The following is a 20,598-nucleotide window of genomic DNA, read 5'->3' as shown; positions in this document are numbered from 1 at the left end:
CCGATGGCACCCCCGGTGGGAGCGCCGCCACTACCGCCGCTTCACACTTCTTAGCCACTTCTGCTGAGACAGCCCCAGCCTTGTCGCAAGGAGAGCAAACGAAGAGAACGGCGGAACCGACAATCATGAATATGCGCGACATCATGGAAGAAGCTCTCCAATAGCAGCACGATCAACTACCGGACCTGGATGGGCGCTGCAACGTCAAGTCCCTTGGACCTGCTCGCCAACCCTTGCCAGTCCGATTTAGCAAGCGACGCGCGCCCTTCGCCAGCCACCGCTGAACAGTACGCGGGGGACGCGGCGGACCTTGATGCGTCGGAACCTCGATGTGGTTCGCGGAAACAAACGGGTGCCCAGCTCCCGCAGCCGGTTAACGCCGAGGGCCGCGGGACAAGAAGGGCGGGATTGCATGACGGTGCAGGAGGATGACCTTTCCCCAGCGACTGTGTCTATCGCGGGTGTCTGACCGCTATTGGGCGGGACGCCGCCACGTGAGACGGCGCCCCTTGCCGCGCGGTTGCCTTACCTCCGGGCAATCCCACGACTCCGGCAAACATCGGTCCAGACAATTGCGTTCGCAACTCAAACCGCTCGTTAGCCTTACCACGATGCATCGCGCCGTCTAGGCAAGAGCGCGCTCCGGGTTGATCTTGCAGCATTCAACAATGCACGAGCGGTGATGCAGCTTCGGCTTCGGGCGAGCAGGCCCCAATCCGCGACCGCGTTGACCCGACCCGACAATGAATCCCGAGCCCTCAACGCGGTCCATAGCCACGCTCACGTAGCGGCCACAAGAGACGTATGGACGAGCTTCCTACGACCATTCAAAGCTGACGGTCGAATGCGGTCATCATGTCGCGCTGTCGCAATTCTGGCGCCCGTAGCGGCGAAGAGATGGCGCGCTCCGCACCCGTGTCAGCCTGGGAGGACCACCCTGTTCCGATAGTCATGGAGCACCACGCGAGCAGATCCGCCGACCAAAGCTTCTCTCAAGCGCTGCCGAGTCCGACGGGGAGCCAGTCACCTCGAGCCATGGCACTGCTAATCGTAACCCCGACACGGGCATGTCGTCTGCGCAGTTCGTGCAAAACCGGAACTGCGCACTAGTTCACGATCGTTTGCCGGAACGTCGCTGAACGCTAAAATTCGAACTCATCTTGCAACCGCATGTCATCAAAATTTGGATAAAGACTAATGCAGTTCCAAATGGAGAGGACTGAAATGCACTACCCGTCCGATCACGGTTTGCCGTTGGTACAGTTGAAAGAACGACGGCGGGAAATGGTCGTCGCGCTCCAAAATCGGGTCGGCCCGATTCTGAATGAGGAGCTGAATCAGATCGCCGCAATCCAGCTGACCATTTCTGCCTTCGAGGACGTCATTGTCGATCTCGACTATGAGGCTGAAATGGGCTGGGAGGCGGCCGAGCGATCTGGACGTCCCTTTCCTGCGATCGGACGACGAGGGCTCGTTCACTCACCCGTCTAGTCTAGTCAATTTGCTCAGAGCGGCGGGAAGCAATGCCTCGCCCAAGGCTCATTGATTGGAACGGACGATCTAGAGCCTGTTCCAGGTCGTCTTCTAGCGCTTCAAAAAACATTCGTTAAGTTCGATCGCACGGCGGCCGCGATCTTGACGTCGAATGGGTGCGGCTGAACCCTATGGTTACCAAGGTCACGCTTTTTTCCCAGGGCCGCAGCACTTATCATTTGAAATGCCCCGGCTTTTGAACTAAAAATCAACTACTTAATTGACGAGTGATTATTCATTGAGGGCTGGTATGAGTAATGGTAGCCAGATTTCTGTTGGTGCCTTAGACCTTAGAATTCGAAACATCGTTCGGCAGATTAGGGAACTGAACGAACTACAGAAGCGGGTGGACGAGGCTGAAGTGAGAAGCCGGGTTCGGTACGTATCAGCATCGACCCGTCGCTCCCGTGTACGACGGAGCAGTCTGCGTTAGCCGGCTCTCTGGGTTCCCAGGCTCGCCTAGCCCCAACAATCGAAGCGCGCCCCATCCGGTCGAGTTTCCGGCGGGTCCAGGTCACTGCAATGACTGCGTCCTGAAAATCCAAAATCGCCCGCTCTCGCGGAGAATAAAACAGCTTGATAAAGTGTGTTGATGGATCGCCGGAGGTCACGGCGCACTTCGTGACCTTGGCAGCCGCAACGTTGCAAACATTTTTAGGGACGCGTCGCCGGTCGGTTCAGGCCCACACGCTCATCGCCATTGAGCGATGATCCAACCGTCAGCATCACGGCTATCGCCAGCTGACCGGGCCCGGCCTTGCCGGCGAACGCGGTGACCCGCCGCCAGCTACACCACGCTAGGGACACGATCAGCCTAGGTTCAAATCGCAGGTTTGCACGAAAATGCCAAGCGCCGTGGAAGTATATGCCGACCGTGGCCCCCTCCGGTCAGGTATGGCGGCACAAGCCACTTTCGTTGCGCAACAGTCCAGTTGGACCGCGTGAGGGCGTCGTCGTGAAGCGCTTAGCCTAGGCAACGCGAGTTGTTGATGTCACGCGAACGCCAATTGAAAGCCCGCAATGCCTCACCTAGTATCGCCGCGTTTTGGCGACCCTTTTTTCTTGTTTGGATTTAGGTGGGATCAGTGCGCAGTGTCAGTGAAATTATGGCGAGCAAGCTCGATCAGCGAATAGAGATCATTGCCAGGCAATTGCGGGAGTTAAACGAACTCCAGAAGCGGGTCGACGACGCAGAAGCAAGGAGCCGCGCCAAACATGGCGCTGCTTCGTCACGACGACCGCCTAGATGGCGCAAGTTGGTACGTCTTCATACTTAGACGCGTGATAGCCAGGCTTGGACCGGTCGGTCCTTACCCCATTCTCACTTGTGCGCGCAGACCGTCTCGCGATTGGATTTTGAAATCGTCCAAACGGCGGCCGGCTTGAAGTTGCGCGACCAGCCAGCGCGGCTGCCTCCCGCGCCCCGCCCAGGTCTCGGAGGGAAATTCAGGATTGCGATATTTCGGAAGCACCGGCGGGTAGGCTCGGCGCGCGGGTTCCGAAACTCCGAGCTTTCTGAGACGCTCCTCAAGACGCAGCTTTTCTTCGCGGACCCTGCGTTCCAGAACCTCTGTCATCTCTGCATACAGAGCCCATAGATCGTCCAGATCAAGGCGCTCCATTTCGGCAACAAATTTCATCGGATCACCCCAGCTTTTTCGCCAAGATCCTGTTAAACGCAGGATTATGGCGACATTTAATTCCTGGTTTGGCCCTTGTATGCTGATTGCAACCTATTTTTGCCCGCTTGGGCGAGCGCTCAGACGCGGAAAATGATTCCGCAGAGTTCGTCCGTTGACCGATTCAGCCCGTCTTCGCCGGAGCGTCTCTGGCAGGATGCGACCTGCGGACCCCGACGTGCCCACACACCGGCTTTAGTGATCACGTCTAGCGGAGCTCAGTCCGCGATTGATCTCCTCGATGACCATCCCTGGCATTTGGAGACCATCCTCCTCTGTTCCTTGCCGCGTCTAAGTTCCGTACCGCAGAACGAAGGATGACCAGATTCGCCGGCCTGCGGAGCGCGGCTCGCCGTCGAAGAGCCCATACCGATCGACATGGTCCCTGCGACCAGCAGTCGAATTCTAGGCAAAAGCCAAGCAACTACTCGACCGATCGTGCGAGGCTGCTCCTCAATATCGAGGGGGTTTGATTCGCACCCGCGCGAATTATTGCTCACGACCTCGTCTTTCGAAGGCCAAACAAAATTGGGTGCGCGGATGTCACCAACTGGTCTGCTTTGCACCAGAAGGAAACCGAAGAGGCCGCCCTGAGAGCTTCCTGCAGAGTTTAAGAACGCATAGCTTCGACAAAATGCGCGATCAAAACCGCAGCACCTATGGCGACGATAAAGGTAAATAGCCAGGTCACGACCGCGCCCGTCTCCGACGACGTTCGAACTGAACGCGCGTCTTCATGCACAGTCAAAAACCAAGCTTGGAGAATCGTCATTCAGTGCCCGTTGGGGATTCGTAGCAACAGATGCGCCCAAATCAGACCATCCCCGATCCCCGATCCGGCTGCCGCTCGCAGCGAACTAGCGTCGCTGCTGGGTTCCGCCCGAGATCGCGCTACCGTCCGGTCGAATGACCGTCGCCCGGCCGCTGCGGTCTCTTGAATAGTAGACGTTGGGCGTCGCCATCGGCGCGACGTGCCCAAGTGGATTCGAGAACGTTGGATTTGGTTGCGTTGGAACAGGCCGTCCCGAACGACCGATGGGTTGGGTCGTTTGAGCGAAGACAGGTGGATGAATAAGAAGCGCGAAGATTACAATGAAGGCGCGGAACATGATTGAGGCGCTCCTGTTTGCGCTTGAGAAGTGCGTCAGCTGACCGCAATCGGCCTTCTGAAGACGGCGCCGCTATTGCGCATTCCAGAAGTGATTGTGCCTCGCTGCAGACCCGCTCGGCAGACTGTCGTTGCCAACCAGTAAATCGACGCCTTCTCCAATATTTTGCGACCTGATCAAGTTCCTCGTCGGGTTACGCGACGACTTTGACCCGGACGCCTAGACCGGCCTGTTCTTCGTAGCTGACCAGGGCAGCGGGCCATCTCTGCAAGCTCGTCGTCAGTGCTTCAGCCATCGTATAGCTGGAGCGAAGCTTGCGCAATCGGTTAGAGACCGCTGCGCTTGGTTACGAGAGATAAGGCAGCTTGATCCGATGGACCAGCTTGCCGTCATACGCGAGCCACCGGATGCAATAATGCCTCCGAGCATGAGCTATCAAACCACGAGCAGGAATTTGAGCTTGGGGAACTGATAACGTTGCTGAGGAGGTTGACGAACGGGTCAACGGTTTGTCGTCACGAGAGATTGTTGGTGGACCTTTGCGTGTTGCGGCCCGCCAGCGTCTCGTCCGACAAAAACGAACTCGAGAGCAGCACCGCTTCCGACCTCCGCTTCAGAAGTTGCTCCAACTCCGCGAGCATCGCGAGCCTCTGCTCGACCTCTGCTATCGACAAAAGCTTGCTATCCTTACACAGGATCTGAGACGGCCTCTTCATCCCCACCCCCCCAAGAGAATGCGGCGGAGAATGCCAATATTCATCACGACCGTCTGTGATATAGATCACCAAACACTTTCATACGGCTATATCAGGCCGAACTGGCCTAAAGCCAAACACGCCCTGTCCCGTCTCGCTTTCAAGAATGCATCGGGCCCAACAGGTACGCTCGCCCCGTTCGGGCCGCATGTCATGTCGATCTCCGATCGGAGCAATCATACGGGAAAACCGGCGGGCGCATTCTACATCGAGCAGGCCTGAGGCCAGTCGACAGCGACGACCTCAACTTGGTCGTCGCTGGCGTCTACATGGTAGCCGGTTGGCATGCTGAGACGTCTTGTGCATGACAAAGCTATTGCCGTGCTTTCGCTGCTGGAGATATTCCGTAAGCCAAACACAGCGATCGTTAGGCCGTTGCTCCAACGTGCCTCTCCGGAAATTCAGAGCTCGCTGTCCGCGTTTGGATTTTCACGTGTGCCTCCGACGGCGCAGACCACCGCCAGTTTTATCTGGCCAGCCAGGTCAAAAGGGCTGTCGCAAAGGCCACGATCAGTCCACGCCAAGGTGACGATCGGCGCGCCGCACTGATCGATGACAGACGAGAGTTGAGAACTCGCGAAAATTACCAAACTCGACGGCGAATTCGAGAAAATTACGGATCCTTACTCGGCGCCTTTCCGTATTTGCGATCGTCAAGGCCCATGCACATGGAACTCACAGACTTCCAGTGCTCTGCGGCTTCTTCCACGAGCATCTACATTTGCGCGTTTAGCTAGGCTGGTGATTATGGACGATGATTTTCGCCGAGAACGCCTCAGGACCGTACGAGACCCTGCTGAGAAGGCGACCCCTTCAAGAAGCGGCTTCTTGAGCTGGCGCGTCACTACGAGCAGCGCCTTGCTGTCCATGCAAATGAAAACGCGCCAGGGCAATATTCACGATTGATGCGAGAATAGTCATCCAGCTTTCAGCATCGGAATCGATGTCATGACATTTGATCAGCGGTCCCACGACCGTATCCTTCGTCCTCCTGCACCAAGGCAGCGTTGATCCACCTGGAATTTTAAGATTTGCCCAAGGACGTGCCCTTGACAGAAGTTGCCGGCACGGCTCAATTCACGCCCCCTCAACAGCGGGCCGGCAGCTTTCCTCGAGCTCAAGCCCCACTCGTGAGCGGGCCGCTGAAACCTGGCGGGGAGATCGTCCGTAGCTGGCACCATGCGCAATGGAAAGAGCCGCAGCATGGAAACTTTTGAAAAGCTGCCGCTCGACGAACTGCTGCGCCTGCGGCGCGCTGTACGGGCCTTGATTGAGAAGGAACTCGAGCGAAGGATAGAAGACGCAGCGGCAAAGCAGAAAGCAAAACGTCGGCTGAACTAAGGGCGGCTTTGATGCGGTAGTTCCGGTTCTCGGTTCGAGGCTGACGCCCGGATCGCCACGATCTAACAGTGCTTGTGGGTAGCTTGCACTCCCGTCGCTATTGCGGTTTAATGAGCGGATTTCATCCAACCGGCTTTTTGAATGTGCATCCATCTTTCCGAGTTTGAGGCTGCGATTATCGCCGAGTTACCGCGACTGTGGCGACGACGCTTCGCCAGCGAACTGAAGCGACTTTGTCTGTTGTCGGCGCTCGTTGGCGGCTTGACCGGAGCCGCGGAAGCGCAAACCAGTCTGCAGTTGCGCCCGCATTCTGCATGGGATGGACTGGGGCCCGACCCCGACGCCGCTCAGTCGGTCTCTCGCTTCACGACTGAACGTCGCTCCGCGACACAGAAGTCGAAAGGTCCGCTCAATTCCGCCGGCGAACAGCCGCCCTCCGTGGCGTCGCCCGATCGTTCGCGGAGACCTGATTCTTTCGAGGAGTCCGTCGAACAGGATCAGGAAAATCGTCAACTCAAGCGGGCAACGGAAATCTGCAAACGCTGTTGACGCGAACTTCCCGGTTCATCGTGTAAAAGCCCGCGTTTGCCATCCGCATTATCCGCCAAGCTAATGTGGAGAAGTTTATGATGCAATAATCGATGTGCTTGCGTGCGTTGCGTGACATCAATGCCCAGACCTTGCACTCGGTGCGAGTGTAGGGACAATGCCGCCAATTGGTCAAAACATTTTGCATGAGAGGCGTTGAGTGAGCTGCAGAGTGCGCGTTAGTCCTTATAGAGCTTGTACAGCTCGATCGCTTCCTCCTTGAGACAGTCAGCAAAGCCAGACGCCGACGGGGGTCCGGCCCTTTGTCTTGATCCGCGCGACACATTGAACAGCGCGTAAGCAGAACTACTGCTCTTGCAGAGGACGCTGCGCAATCTGGTCGTTTACGCCGGGCCGGTCCCTGACACCCGACTTGCGGTGAGGTAGTTCTTGAAAGCGGCCGCAGCGCAGGCAACCCTGGCTATCTGCATCCTTAGCCGACGTTGCACTTACCTCGATCTGCGAAACTGCAACCGCCAGGCACATCGTCCTCATGGCGCCATACTCCCTGCAGAGCACATTGCCACCAAAGCTCTGCCGCTTGGCCGTTTCCGTATGGCCTCCCGAAGCATGCGGAATAGTTCCGGCGGGATGAGGGCACGGAGGCGATGCCCACTTGGCTACAAACGGCACCAACAGTGTCGACTGCCTCGGGAAGACCATCGGGACGACCTAACGCCGCGACACGGTCTGCTTGAGAGGGCAGAACATCAAGACGATCGGTCAGTCCATACTGCCCTTGGCTCCGCGAAGAGATCTGCCAACCGGCCTTATTGCGCAGTAAGGTCGAGGACACGACAATGTTTAATGCATGGGGAATGGTGGGCAGACGGGATGTCGACGAAAGGAAACCTCATCTCGTCGACGCTCTACCGTTGCCGGCGCGCGTGAGGTCCACAAACGTGCGGGTTGCACGGCCTCGAAGAAATCCGGATGCGGACGAAGAACTCAAGGGCGGCACACCAAACAACCACGCCTCAAGAAGCTGAATGACGCGAGGAACAATGTCCTTCAAAGTCGGTTAGTACTAAGCGCTATTCCGGGTGTTGACATGCGCGTCTGCAAGATAGTGTACATGGTGACGATCGCCACCCTTGTCGGTAGCTCTGTCATGGCTGCCGGCGGCGGAAGTCAGGCGGCTGGCGCAGTTAAGCAAGAGCGCTCAAATGTCGTCAACCATGTCTTCATCGTTCGCCAACCGTTTCCAATCCAAGGGGGTCCCGCACCTCCTGTGGCGCCTGTCGGCGTTGCGGATCCAAGTTCCAAGATCAATTCGCGAATAGACAGCAAGATTTACAGCAGATTTTGAAGCGAAGCCCACACCCGTTCTGTCCGACCGGGGTCACGAAATCAACGTGGGGGGACATGCGAGTTTTCGTTGCCTATCCCGCTTGCGATCCTCCTAAGCAGCACATGCGCGTGGAGCCAAGCTTTTTCGCCCGCTAAACAAGATCGTACAAATTGCCCGCGGCGTTGGGGATGCTCGGATTTCCCTGCAGAAAGCTGCCAAGGTTGTTCGCGACACGGCTCGGGCATTAGTCGGTGCGGGTCGGGTCACATGTCTTCGCATATCCATTTCGAGCACGAGCACGGAATTAAGCCCCCGGCGTCCAGCATCTGCTGCATCTGACTTAACAAGTTCCAGAACCGCATGGGCTCGTCGCCTTGATAAGCCTGCTAGGTGCCTGATCCCGGAGTGTGGGGGATTCAGCCAAGCTGCCCCCTCGTTCCGGCAGGAGTTATGGGACAGATACTTCACGGCAGCGCCACGACCACCCACGCCGTCCGAGCAGCAGTACAGCGATCGAAGCCCCGCTCAAAGACTTAGCCGCTCAGCACGGCCCTAATCAGAAGACAGTCGATAAATGGCGCAAGCGGAACTTTGTTCACGATGCGCGGATGGGTCCGAAGACCGTGCGCTCGACGGTGCTGACGGCGGAGGAAGAGGCGATGATCGTCGCGTTCCGAAGCATACACTGCTGCCTCTTGATGGCTGCCTCTACGCCTCGCAAACGACGATACCGTACCTGACGCGGTCATCCTTGCACCGTTGCTTGCAACGCTATGGGATCAGCCGCCTGCCCGAGGTCGCCGGTGACAAGCCCGCCAAGCAGCCGTTCAAGGCCTGTCCTATCGGTTACTTCCATATCGACCTCGCCGAGGTCCGCACTGAGGAGGGCAAACTCTACCTTTTCGTGGCTGTGGACCGCACCTCGAAATATGCCTTTGCTCGACTGATGCAGAAGGCGACTGCCGTCACAGGAACCGAACACTGACGGAGGCCACCGTCCGGCGATACCACTATAAGACCAAGCACCAACTCGTAGATCACCTCGGCGCATTCCTGGACGGCTACAACTTCGCCAAGCGCCTGAAGACGCTACGCGGCCTCACACCTACCGAAGCCATTTGCACAGCTTGGGCAAACGAGCCTGACCGCTTCCGAATCGATCCCATCCACTTGACCTCGGGACTGAACACCTAGATCACTGTTCGTACCAGAGCATCTATTTTCAACTACAGACGAAGCTGCTAAGCTTATCCAACGACGATTTTAAATAGAAGTCGTATTAACCAGACGGACGTTTCCGTCATTCCAATTGTTCTGCCGAGCTTGGCGTGTCGTGCAAGAGCTTGCCAGCGAGCGTCCCGCAAAAGAAATGGTATTGAGTTTAACCGTGTGCCGTCACCTTAATTTCATAGTGCGATTGCCGGGTTTACATGGAGACGCCATCATTGTTGACGCCAGTCGCCTCAACATTTTGGGTCGCAATTTCAATGACCGGTCCATTGGACGCCAGTGGATGCTGGCCGGCGAGCTACCCCTCCCTTGCGGCAGAGGGAAAACTTATTCTGGCATCGCAACGAGCTTTGAGGTTACGATTTCAATGGAAAGTCATTATCCGGGCTGGACGCCGACCGACGATGCGCGATTCAGGCATATGGTCGAGAATGGTGCGTCGGAAGATGATATTGCACTTGCTCTAAGGAGGACTCCTCAACAACTGCGACGACGAGGCTACGATCTTGGCCTGCCGCTAAAATGGTTCAAACAGTTCCGTGCGATTGGCCTGAGTGAACGAGTTGCCTTGAGACGATGAACTAGTCAGGCCAGCATAGTTCAAAATGTCAGCTTATGGAGGATGCTTATTACTTCGTTTGGGTGCTCGACCAATGCGGCAAATGCCTGCCCTCAGATTTGGGCCGGAGATCAATTTGATCGACCCGACTGGCAATTGAAGCATGTCGTGAACAGACGCCAGATCCGAGCGGCCGAGCGCGCGATGTCGCTCAACAGCCTCGCTGCTCGTTACCCACTATCTTGATAGCTGCACGCTCTATTCGCTTTCTAGGAAGCAGCTTGCGATCTTCGAATCCAAGTCTTGCGGGGCAATAGAACTAGTTGGATCAGAACGTCCGAGCCCGGCCGATACAAGTGTAGCACCTGACGGTTACTCGGACGATATCGAGGTATGGAGACGCAGCATTAACTTTGGTTGCGCCGTGAGCAACTGAAGACCCGGTGGTTCGAGATAGTCCTGGCACATTAGACATCGGCCCCTCGACCATAGAATAATCATCGATCAATCGTTCAAATTTGCGCGCTCTTGAATGCTGATTGTCGCACGAGGTTGTCGCGTCGCGCACGGAGATTGAGCGCCGGAAGCGGATATGCTGGCTGTTTTACATCGAACACGCCTGCCCTAGCCCTCCTCTCGAAAACGTCGGAGTTCATAGGAACTATGCGGCGCCGAAGGGCCGCGGCAACTGAATTGAGCTGTAGCTTCTTTGCTGGGCGTAAGACGGGGCACTTCTTGCATCGTTGCCACCTTGCGGCGGGGCTGTCTCTTCACTTCGGCTCTGAGTGCCAAAAGATGCCTCCGGGTTCCCGAACTAACTCCTGGACGCTCGATCAAGCTTAATTCGTAACATCGGTTGCGCCCTCATTCGCGCCAGCTAGTTTTACCTCCATCGGACATTGCCTCGTCTGGATCAACTACGGCGCAGTCCCCTGCGATATTTGGGATGAGGGCTCGTCCATTCGTACGCATCCGGCGTGGGCCGCCGGGCAGCCATGTGCTGTAGGCCGCAAGCGCGCTGATCGACCGGTTAGGGATTAGATTTCGTCGGACTGCTCGGTCTTCGGCTTCATGATCGCAGCGAGCGCTTGGCGGCGTTTTTCGATGATGCTGGGGTCGTCTTTGTGGATTGTGATCAGCTCCTTGAGGTTCTCGATCCCGTCATCGGTGAACGCCATCACCCCGTCTTCACCGACGCCGACGACCCATAGCTGGCCATCCACGGTGTCCATTTCTTCGGCGACCTCGAACAGCCAGTCCTCGTCTTCACCGAGCATCTCGGCGACATGGCTGAGAATGAACACGTGGTTGACTTTGTTGACGTGCCCCATTAAGCCGCCTTCGCCGCGAGGCCTTGCTGTTGCGCAATCTTCCAGTTCCAGGGCAGCAGCTCATCGAGCCTTTGGGCGGGGTGGATGGCGATGCGAGCGAGTACATCGGCGAGCCAGATCTGAGGATCGACGTCGTTCATCTTCGCAGAGACGATGAGGCTATACATGGCGGCGGCGCGACGCCCCCCCGCGGTCGGACCCGCAGAATAACCACGACTTTCTGCCAATGCGGTTCCGCGCAGCGCTCTTTCGGCGGCGTTATTCGAGAGGCAGACGCGGCCATCGTCGAGGAAGCGTGTGAAGGAGCTCCAACGCTTGAACATGTAGTTCATGGCCTTGGCCAGATCGTGACCGCGGGAGAGCTTGGCGCACTGCTCACACATATAGGTTTCCAAATCGGCAACCAACGGAGCGCTCTGCGCCTGGCGAACAGCCTTTCGGTAGTCGGCGCCTTGGCCATTGATAGTGCGCTCGATTGCGAACAGGGCGTCGATGCGACGCACGACCTCGATCGCAATCGGCGAGAGGACGATCTCCTTCTTGCCAGTAGCCTTACGTCGCGCGTTTTCCTCAATATCCGCCATGGCGACGAACGGGCGCCGGGCATGGACCCAACAGGCCGCTTCCCTGATAGGCCCAGGACTTCGCTGGGGCTCGTAGAGTTTGGTGTATCCGCCGAAGGCGTCGGCCTGCAGGATGCCGCTATAGTTGGTCAGATGCGCCTGCGGATGCTCGCCCCTTCGATCGCGCGAGTAATAGAACATTGCCGCCAGCGGATCTGAGCCGCCGAAGGGGCAGTCGTCCTTCACACAGACCCAGCATCGGGCGACTTCGCACTTGCCCAAGGCCAGCACGGGCACGGTGGTGTCGTCGCCGTGGAGGCATTCGGATGCCATGACGTGGGCTCCCAACAGGCGCAACAGCGGCTCCAATCCCGTGCAGCACGCTCCGACGGCGTCGGCTGCGGTCGACAGACTGATCGGCACCGCCTCCAGCGCGTAACGCTCGGTCTGCCGGTTCAGAGGCTGATGCTGGCCAAACTTCTCATGGAGGAGCATGGCCAGCAGGCTCGGCCCCGCCCATCCTCGCGGGATCACATGGAATGGCGCCGGTGTCTGGCTGATTTTCTCGCAGTCCCGGCAAGAGAACTTCTCGCGCACCGTCTCGATCACCTTCCACTGACGCGGCGACGATTCCAGCGTTCGGGTCACATCTTCGCCGAGCTTGCGCAAGCGACTGCCGCCGCAGCATTCGCACGCCGTCGGCGGATCGATCACCACCCGCTCGCGCGAAAGGTGCCTGGGAACGTGTTGCGCTCGGCGCGCCTGCGCGTAAATCCGGCAACCGTCGTCGTTTTGACGACTGCCTGCTCCGCCGCCAATTCGTCTTCCGTCGCGTTCGCTTCCAGTTCTTCGAAGGTGAGCGCCAGCTGGTCGATCAGCCGCGCCGAGCGCTCCGATTGGAGAAGCACCGCGCTAAATGACGGATTCTACTCGTTGCAGGATATGTGCAAATTCTGCCTGCACTTGCTGCTCATGCGCCTGATCTCTCGGCGCCGATAGAAAGGGCCACTTTGACAAGCATGCGATTGAGAAGCGACACGACGACGAGATTCTCGGAATGTTGCGAACGCAGTTCCGTGAGCCTGCGACGCATTTCAAATAGATCGAGCGTTGCCTCACTGGTGTTTTGCGACGTCTTCAAAAGTTTAAACTCAACGATAATCTTGCAACGGGGACGAAGCGGATGGTGGCAGCTTGCCCTGCTTTGGCAAGCTCGGACGAACGAGACAAAGGAGTGTACGGTCGACCCAGCGTAGCTCGTGAATGCCGGCAGCAACCGAAGCTGCAAATTAAGCTTGATAGCCGGCGCCTCGAGTTAATTCGGAAACTTAAATTCGCCGGCCCGCACATTTTATTGTCAGCCGGCTGCTGGAGGTATAACTGTTACCAAGCTGAGAGCCTGCGGCGGTAAGGCTCTTGTAAGGCAGAGGCGCTAAAATAGCCGGTCGGAAATATTCAGAAATAATACGTACGAGCCATTGTCGGACCCGGACTATACCGATGTCCATTATCCATCGTATCTGGACCAACCTCAAAGACGTTATGCGGTATGGTCCGCGCTTCCTTATGCGCCACGCCCCTCGGCTTACCGGCGCAGAGACGGCCAAAATCTACGTCTCTGGTCAACCGATTCACGTCAGAGTTGGAGACTCTGACATCGATACCGTCCGAGCTGTCTTCGGCTCTCACCAGTACCACATCTCTCATTCGATCCCGATTCTCGAGGACCGTGTCAACCGTCGATACGAAGAGATTCTTGCCTTCGGCAGAACTCCGGTCATCGTGGACGCGGGCGCGAATATTGGAGCAGCATCGCTCTGGTTCAAGAAGCAATTTCCGGCCAGCATCGTTGTCGCTGTGGAGCCAGACCCCGAGAACTTCCGGATTCTGACGAAGAACGCAGAACTGACCGATAAAATCATTCCCGTTCGAGCGGCAATCGGAGCCGAGCCTGGTTTTGTCCACGTCCTCGAAGGCGAACTGGGTTGGGCATCCCGCGTAGAGCGTTCATCGAGCGGCCTGCCTATCACGACGATGGGAAATGCCTTTGATTACGCCGCCAACGGGGTCCCTTTCATAGCGAAGATAGATATCGAAGGCTTCGAAAAGGATCTTTTCTCGAACAACACTGAATGGCTCGCAGACGTGTTCGTCGTACATATTGAGCCCCACGACTGGATGCTGCCGGGCGCCGGCTCAAGCTTCACGTTTCAAAGGGCCCTGGCTGCCTACGCTTTCGAAATTTTTATCGCTGGCGAGATACTGACCTACATAAAGCTTCTTTAGCACCGCACCGGGCGACCTTCATGATTGCCGTTGTTGGGCGCGGCGGTTCGACACGCCCCTTCCCCAGATGACGAGGCCAGCATCACCCCGTTTTGCTAAGGCAAGGTCCGTCGAATGCCGACCGGGCCGCACCTCCCCAGCAGCCGGAGAGCGACCGGCTTCCCCAAAAAAATCCCCGCGTAAGCGGAGCAAGGCCCATCTGGCTTTTGTCCGGGAACAGCCGTGCCGCTCAACTCAGACCGGAGGTTTGACCCGATGAACGGTCCGGTTCGCGGTGTCCGTCAGCTCAAGCGGGCCGTACCCCTCGAATTCGAGCATTTGGCACTTCGCATCAACTCTTGCCTGGTGAAAGCGGCGAGCAAGACGAAGCTCCCCAATCGCCCATCGACCGGCTCCTCGCGTTTGAAGTCGTCAAGCTCTCCGGAGCCGCAACGTTATCGCCTTTCGCGACACTTCTCGAAGTGTTTCGCCAGAAAGCGATAGAGGCGGCCCTCAAGCGGGTCAACGTTGCGCCGACCTCAAAGAGGACGCCGAACTTCACACGGCAAGAGCTCAAGGAGATGAACCGCTGTGGCCGCGCCAACACCGCAACCGCAGCTTCGATGACCGCCCGGATGAAAGGACCAGACGAATCAAGTTACGCAAGCGAAACCACGCATCCGCACTTAGCGCCAAGTTCCCTCAGCTCGACAAGATCCGGTCGCTCCGATCGTCAGTTGAGGTCCTATCTATTCCTACATACCTGCCCTCAACGGACATGGCCTGCGACCCGCCAGCTACGCACGAATAACTTCTCAGTTTCCGAATAATAACAATTAAATCGATCGCAAATTTATCTAGTAAAAATCGTTATCTTACAATAATCTAACGAAAATTATGTTGAACGCAAGAATTAGATGTTCCGACTCCAGCAGCGAATGTTCGTCGTCGAGACGCTGCCCACACGACTTTTGTACTTTGTGTAAGGCGGCCCTGCAAATCGGCTGACAAAAGATTGAACCGCCTCCATTAGCCTTGCCTTCCAAGCGAGAAAGTTCGCGGAGTCTTGATGACGAATGTAGGCTTCAATTTTGCCGCGAAAGAGCAGTCGCAACACGCCTCTGCTCCAATCGAGCGACGCCTTCCGGACCTGCAAGATGAGATCGAGTTTGAGGACGATATTGCTGTGTCGAGGCCGATCAGAACTTTCATCCCCCGATTGGTGCTGATTGCATTTTCGGCAGTAGTCTGTGTGATGTTAGCTCTCGTCTTTGTCGACGACGGGACGGAAATAAAGAGCAAGCCTCAACCCATCGCCGCAAAGTCCGCGGCGGGTGGACGAACTGCGGTCCCAACCGACGATCTAGACGCCACACGTTTGATTGAAGCGCTCACAAACGAATTGGCCGCAACGCGTCGTGAGCTAAGTACTAAAGCTGCTCAGCTGCGCGAGGCCGGCGATGACGCGACAGAATCCAGGAAGACTGCCGAAACAACAGCCTTCGCTTTGCAGGAGGAGCGCAAGCAGACTGCCTCACTCACGAGTATGCTGGTAGCTGCGCGGCGCGATCTCGACGCCAGGGCGATCGTCTCCGGCAAGACCGGAGTTGAGGCCATTGAACTCAGAAAGACTGCCGAGGCCACAACCCTTGCTCTGCAGGAAGAGCGAAAGCGGACCGGTTCGCTCGTCAACGATTTGGCGGCTGCGCGCCGCAACCTGGAGATATCTGTCGTCCAATCTGCCAAGGCTGGAGAGGAAACAGTCGATCTGAGAAAGACCGCCGAGACCGCATCCATGGCCCTGCAGGAAGAACGCAAGCGTACTGCATCGCTCACAGGCGATCTAGCAGCCGCACGCCGTGACCTGGAGGCCAAGTCTATCCAATCCAGCAAGATCGGAGAGGAAACGGCGGACTGGAGAAAGACCGCTGAGGCCACAAGCGCCGCGCTGCAGGACGAGCGCAAGCGAACAGCTTCGCTCATGAACGATCTGGCTGTGGCGCGGCGCGATCTGGATGCCAAGACGGTCGAAATCGGCAAGGCGGGTGCAGAGACGGCGGAAGCCAGAAAGGCCGCCGAGGCTACGACTGAAGCTCTCCAGGAAGAGCGCAAGCGGACCGTTTCGCTCGTGGGCGAGTTGGCGGCGGCACGCCGCGACCTGGATGCCAGGGGCCCGCATTCCGACAAAGCCGGGGAAGACACCGCGGACCTGCGAAAGACCGCTGACGCTGCGAACGTGGCCTTGCAAGATGAACGTAAGCGGTCTGCCTCGCTCAAAGGCGATTTGGAGGCCGCACGCCGCGACCTGGATACCAAGGTCGCTCAGTCCAAGGGAGCAGAAGAGGAACTGAGAAAGTCCGCTGAGACTCCGAACGCGGCCCTCCAGGATGAGCGCAAGCGAACTGCCTCGCTCACAACCGAATTGGCATCCGCACGCCGCGACATCGACGCCAAGGCCATTCAATTCAACAAGGCCAAGGAAGAGGCAGCCGAACTGAAAAAAGCTGCTGACACTACGAGCGTTGCCCTGCAGGAAGAACACAAACGAGCGACGATACTCGCAGACGACCTGACGACTGCACGCCGCGACTTGGACATTCAAGCGGCTCGATCCGGCAAGATCGAATTGGAAACGGCGGACTTGAGAAAAGCCGCTGACGCAACGAGCGCCGCCCTGCAAGAAGAGCGCAAGAAGACGGCTGCGGTCACGGCTGAACTCGCGAGCGTGCGCAATGCCTCGGCCAGGGTCACTCAACTAGAACAACCCAGAGCTCCTGCTGCCGAAGCGAACAAGACGATTGATGTTACCGCGCAGTCCAAAGAGAGCACAACAGCGGCTGCGGACGCAGACGCCACCAGAAAGCCCATAACGCCCCACTTACCGCAGCCAGCGCCTCTCGATCAGAACCCTGAAATCGCTCATTTGGTCGAACGAGCCGACTCTTTCCTCGCCCGAGGCGACATCAATAGCGCGCGCGGGTTCCTCCAGCGCGCCGTTGAATTGGGAAGCGCCAAAGCCAGCTTTGTCCTGGCGCAGACCTATGACCCTCGCGTCCTGTCGCGCTGGAACGTCTACGGAACGCGAGCCGACATTGCGAGGGCGCGTGAACATTATGCACGGGCTCTCTCCGGTGGAATTTCAGAGGCCAAGACTGCTCTTGATTCATTACGTCAGTGACATTTCTTAATGGTATATGTGTGAGGCTACGATGCGTCTTTGGGTAAAGCTACTTCTTGTTCGGATGACGACTGCGCTGACTTTGGTCTTTGCTACCGAATTGGTCCATGCTCAGGCCCCTTCACCGCCCCAAGTAAAGCAAGCGACATCGGCGCAGAAGGCACAAAAGGACAGCATGAACGCGTGGACCCTTGGCTTGGCCGCAGGCCAACTCGAGGGGGCCCCGATACGCTTCGCTACTGAGATCGCACGAGTCGTCGACGACGGTCATAACATGATCGTTCTGCCCATCGTCACGCGAGGCCCGGTGGAAAACCTCAATGACCTCCTCTATCTGCGCGGCGTCGACCTCGCGATTGTCAATCTCGATGCGCTTGAAGAATACAAGGCGCAGGTACCCGACATCCAGAATCGCGTGAACTACGTGCTCAGCCTATTCCCGTCGGAACTGCACATCTTCGTTCGGCCGGAAATCAAGAGTCTGCAGGATCTTGCCGGCAAGAAAGTCAACTTTAACACCAAAGGGACGGCCGCCGCTTACACCGGCCCATTGATTTTCAGCCGTCTTGGCATCGATGTGGAGAAGACATTCATTCCGCATCAGGTCGCTCTGGAGCAGATGCGCCAGGGAGATGTTGCGGGCGTGGTCTTCATAACGTCCAAACCGGTAGACGCCTTTGCACGAGGACGCTGGGAACCCGGCTACAAGTTTCTTCCGGTCGTCTACGACACCAAATTCGAAGACTATTATCTTCCGTCAACACTCGAGCCCAGCGACTATCCAGCCCTGATCAAAGAGGGCGAACGAGTGTCGACGATCGCAGTCCCGACTGTAATGCTTTCATTCAAGTGGCCAAAGAATTCAAACCGCTACGATCGCGTCGCCCGCTTCGTTGACTACCTTTTCTCGCGAATGGAAAAGCTGCAGGGCATTGGCTTCGATCCGAAGTGGAAGTCGATAAATATCGGAGCAAACGTCCCGGGCCTCGCAAGATCACCTGCCGCAAAAGCCTGGCTGGATCGTCAGCCGCGTGCAAAGCAGGTGTCGCAATGAACCACGCCGGGCTTCCTTTGCTGCTGACATCCTTGTGGTTAGGAAGCGGAGGTGCGTCGGGCCAGCCCCCGCAATCGCCGCCCGTAGCGGGAAACTGGATCATCAGCGAAACGACATCGCCAGTCGACTATTCGCCCATCGTCATCGCAAGCACAAGGTCAAAGCACAATGCAGACGCCCCTCGAATGGAGCTCTTCATCTATTGCCGCGGCGGCAACACCTTTCTTGTTGTCGGTGGTCAGAGTGTCTCCCCGCGTGCCGACACCTACGAACTTTCGTATTCCGTAAACGGTAGCAGTCCCACTCATGCCGGAGTGGGATCATCGCTCTTCGGCGGTATTGCCATGCCCGGTGAGATCGTGAGCTTGCTGCAAGCGCTTCCTGGCGAAGGCGAGATACGGATTCGACTCACGACGCGATCGGGCGACACTCGCGAGGGAACTTTTCAGTTGGACGGGCTGAAAGGCGCAAGAAGCAAGTTGGCCAAAGCATGCAACTGGCCGCCCATCAACGCTAAGCTGCACAATTGATTATTCAGAGAGGACATTTCCCATGTTTACTTTTGCAACCGCAATTCAAGCCGTAGCCGCGATTGCTTTACTGGTGACGGCGCCCGCCCTGGCAAAGAGCACCAGCGTCAAGCCGTCAGCGACCTCAAAGCAAAGCACGTCTGCCAAGACGCAGCATCGGCTCATTTTGCAGGTCAACAGCAACGATCCAGCGATGATGAACCTGGCGCTCAACAATGCAGCCAATGTCGTCCAATATTACAAGGAGCTTGGCCAGTCGGTTTCGATCGAATTTGTTACGTTTGGACCGGGCTTGCACATGTTGCGGGACGACACTTCTCCCGTGAAAGCGCGAATCGAAACGCTGGCGTTGAGTACACCTGAGATTTCGTTCAGGGCGTGTGGCAACACCAAGCAGAATATGAGCAAGGCGGAGAACAAGGACATCCCGCTCATCCCCCAGGCGCAACTTGTGAGCTCCGGCGTCACTCGCATCATGGAGCTGCAGGAGCAGGGCTGGTCGTATGTAAAGCCGTAAACCGACAAGAAATCGCAGCGATTCCGACCACCCGGATCGAGGCTGCGACCGGCCAGATCCGCCTCCCAGCCTTGCGCCCATGCATCCGGGGATTGGATCTCCTCGCACCTGCTAGTCTGCGCAGCAAAGGAAATCGGCTCGCCGGACAAGATGAGTACGCGTTGACTTAGGCTCCCCGCCGCTACGCACTTTCTACCCTGGTTGGGACTGCAGGCGAGACGATTTAGACGCCTCGAACGCCGTCATGGGCTCTCCTGGACCGACCGGGCCACGGACCGCCGCTGGCGCTATAAGGCCGCCAGAGCGGTCCTAAGCCAAACCTGCCGTCTTGGATCCCGAAAGTCGAGGATCTGAGCGAGCAAGTCAGCTACGGCCCTTAGAAGGGGACGACGCCCCGCTGGCTTGGACCAAAACCAGCGTTCCCCTCAAGAATTCGCTGATGGAGCTAGACGCACGAAAAATGGACGCAGGGTGCACTACGTCAGAACTACGGCACGTATACGCCGAAGACCGCCTGATTGACGCGTGCGCGCGGGCACGGCGAGCTATATGTGATGGCGTTGGGTGAAGGTCAGGCGGCTTGCTGATCGTCAGATTTGCCGGCTTGGTGCAGGAGCTTCCATTCCCAGGGCAGCAGTTCGTGCAGCCGCGATGCGGGAAGACCGGCGATACGGGCGAGGACGTCGGCAAGCCAGGCTCTTGGATCGACGTCATTGAGACGACACGTCGTGATCATCGTCAGCATGATGGCGGCACGGTCGGCACCACGCTGGCTACCAGCGAAGGTCCAGTTGCGCCGTTCCAAGGCGATGCCTCTCAAGGCGCGTTCAGCGCAATTGTTAGTCAAGCAGATCCTCCCGTCGTCGCGGAAGCGGGCGAAACCCTGCCAGTGTCATTCGGCCTGCAATATTGCCCCCCTAAGCCGGGGGATCGGCGTCCAAAATTGACCCCCTACAGGTTGGTCTGTTGCGCTGCCTGCTTCGTCATGAAGCAGGTGGTTGGGGATGCTGATCGTGGAGACGATTGCCCGGATAAGGCGCGAGCACTTCATCAAGGGCAAGACGATCAAGGAGAT

At 57.5% G+C, this 20,598-nt stretch carries 16 protein-coding genes and 2 pseudogenes; 11 read left to right on the top strand and 7 right to left on the bottom strand.

The annotated features are described in order from the left end of the window. Positions 1 to 1,224: 1,224 nt before the first annotated feature. The gene (locus AC0L20_RS28855) at positions 1,225 to 1,491 is read left to right on the top strand and encodes a hypothetical protein (RefSeq protein WP_456765721.1); all 267 of its coding nucleotides are present in this window, start codon (positions 1,225 to 1,227) and stop codon (positions 1,489 to 1,491) included. Positions 1,492 to 2,843: 1,352 nt separating this feature from the next. Here AC0L20_RS28855 and AC0L20_RS28850 read toward each other — a convergent pair. The 3 genes from AC0L20_RS28850 to AC0L20_RS28840 all read right to left on the bottom strand — a co-directional run bounded on the left by AC0L20_RS28850 (position 2,844) and on the right by AC0L20_RS28840 (position 6,048). Continuing rightward, positions 2,844 to 3,173, bottom strand: coding sequence for an H-NS histone family protein (locus tag AC0L20_RS28850; protein ID WP_456765722.1), 330 nt, complete (start codon positions 3,171 to 3,173; stop codon positions 2,844 to 2,846). Between the two features lie 1,663 nt (positions 3,174 to 4,836). Further along, on the bottom strand, positions 4,837 to 4,995 hold the full coding sequence (locus tag AC0L20_RS28845) for a hypothetical protein (protein ID WP_456765723.1): 159 nt from the start codon (positions 4,993 to 4,995) through the stop codon (positions 4,837 to 4,839). An 894-nt stretch (positions 4,996 to 5,889) separates the two neighbouring features. Then, positions 5,890 to 6,048, bottom strand: a complete 159-nt coding sequence (locus AC0L20_RS28840; protein WP_456765724.1) for a hypothetical protein — start codon at positions 6,046 to 6,048, stop codon at positions 5,890 to 5,892. A 231-nt stretch (positions 6,049 to 6,279) separates the two neighbouring features. Here AC0L20_RS28840 and AC0L20_RS28835 point away from each other — a divergent pair, with 231 nt between their 5' ends. From AC0L20_RS28835 to AC0L20_RS28815, 5 genes and pseudogenes are all read left to right on the top strand, one after another. After that, positions 6,280 to 6,417: a hypothetical protein gene (locus AC0L20_RS28835; RefSeq protein ID WP_456765725.1), complete on the top strand. Its 138-nt coding sequence runs from the start codon at positions 6,280 to 6,282 to the stop codon at positions 6,415 to 6,417. Positions 6,418 to 6,558: 141 nt separating this feature from the next. Beyond that, complete coding sequence (locus AC0L20_RS28830; protein ID WP_456765726.1) at positions 6,559 to 6,966, top strand: hypothetical protein; 408 nt, start codon at positions 6,559 to 6,561, stop codon at positions 6,964 to 6,966. 1,114 nt (positions 6,967 to 8,080) lie between these two features. Then, positions 8,081 to 8,314, top strand: a complete 234-nt coding sequence (locus tag AC0L20_RS28825) for a hypothetical protein (protein ID WP_473294072.1) — start codon at positions 8,081 to 8,083, stop codon at positions 8,312 to 8,314. 432 nt (positions 8,315 to 8,746) lie between these two features. Continuing rightward, positions 8,747 to 9,490, top strand: a pseudogene (locus AC0L20_RS28820) (transposase family protein). Positions 9,491 to 9,629: 139 nt separating this feature from the next. After that, on the top strand, positions 9,630 to 10,106 hold the full coding sequence (locus AC0L20_RS28815; RefSeq protein ID WP_456765728.1) for a hypothetical protein: 477 nt from the start codon (positions 9,630 to 9,632) through the stop codon (positions 10,104 to 10,106). A 1,016-nt stretch (positions 10,107 to 11,122) separates the two neighbouring features. Here the strand turns inward: AC0L20_RS28815 and AC0L20_RS28810 are convergent. From AC0L20_RS28810 to AC0L20_RS28800, 3 genes are read right to left on the bottom strand one after another with little or no spacing between them, the layout of a single operon-like run. Next, positions 11,123 to 11,416, bottom strand: a complete 294-nt coding sequence (locus AC0L20_RS28810; protein WP_456765729.1) for a hypothetical protein — start codon at positions 11,414 to 11,416, stop codon at positions 11,123 to 11,125. Further along, positions 11,416 to 12,693 (bottom strand): IS66 family transposase, encoded by a 1,278-nt coding sequence (gene tnpC / locus AC0L20_RS28805; protein WP_473294071.1) that lies wholly within the window; start codon positions 12,691 to 12,693, stop codon positions 11,416 to 11,418. Before tnpC ends, AC0L20_RS28810 begins: the two co-directional genes overlap by 1 nt. After that, entirely contained in the window at positions 12,690 to 12,887 is a 198-nt protein-coding gene (locus AC0L20_RS28800) for an IS66 family transposase (RefSeq protein ID WP_473294070.1), read from the bottom strand. Before AC0L20_RS28800 ends, tnpC begins: the two co-directional genes overlap by 4 nt. A 592-nt stretch (positions 12,888 to 13,479) precedes the next feature. On the opposite strand from AC0L20_RS28800, the gene AC0L20_RS28795 reads away from it, so the two are divergent. The 5 genes from AC0L20_RS28795 (at position 13,480) to AC0L20_RS28775 (ending at position 19,523) form a co-directional block, all read left to right on the top strand. Beyond that, on the top strand, positions 13,480 to 14,265 hold the full coding sequence (locus AC0L20_RS28795; protein ID WP_456765730.1) for an FkbM family methyltransferase: 786 nt from the start codon (positions 13,480 to 13,482) through the stop codon (positions 14,263 to 14,265). A gap of 1,048 nt (positions 14,266 to 15,313) precedes the next feature. Beyond that, complete coding sequence (locus tag AC0L20_RS28790) at positions 15,314 to 17,422, top strand: hypothetical protein (protein WP_456765731.1); 2,109 nt, start codon at positions 15,314 to 15,316, stop codon at positions 17,420 to 17,422. Between the two features lie 31 nt (positions 17,423 to 17,453). Further along, positions 17,454 to 18,476, top strand: coding sequence for a TAXI family TRAP transporter solute-binding subunit (locus AC0L20_RS28785; protein ID WP_456765732.1), 1,023 nt, complete (start codon positions 17,454 to 17,456; stop codon positions 18,474 to 18,476). Then, the gene (locus tag AC0L20_RS28780) at positions 18,473 to 19,006 is read left to right on the top strand and encodes a hypothetical protein (RefSeq protein ID WP_456765733.1); all 534 of its coding nucleotides are present in this window, start codon (positions 18,473 to 18,475) and stop codon (positions 19,004 to 19,006) included. The genes AC0L20_RS28785 and AC0L20_RS28780 overlap by 4 nt, the downstream gene beginning before the upstream one ends. A 22-nt stretch (positions 19,007 to 19,028) precedes the next feature. Then, positions 19,029 to 19,523, top strand: a complete 495-nt coding sequence (locus tag AC0L20_RS28775; protein ID WP_456765734.1) for a DsrE family protein — start codon at positions 19,029 to 19,031, stop codon at positions 19,521 to 19,523. Positions 19,524 to 20,094: 571 nt separating this feature from the next. Here AC0L20_RS28775 and AC0L20_RS28770 read toward each other — a convergent pair. After that, positions 20,095 to 20,412 (bottom strand): annotated as a pseudogene (locus tag AC0L20_RS28770) (transposase domain-containing protein); the annotation flags it as partial. Between the last annotated feature and the right edge of the window lie 186 nt (positions 20,413 to 20,598).

The sequence above is a fragment of the Bradyrhizobium sp. Kon58 genome (assembly GCF_055807455.1).
This window is presented reverse-complemented; position numbering and strand designations above follow the sequence as displayed.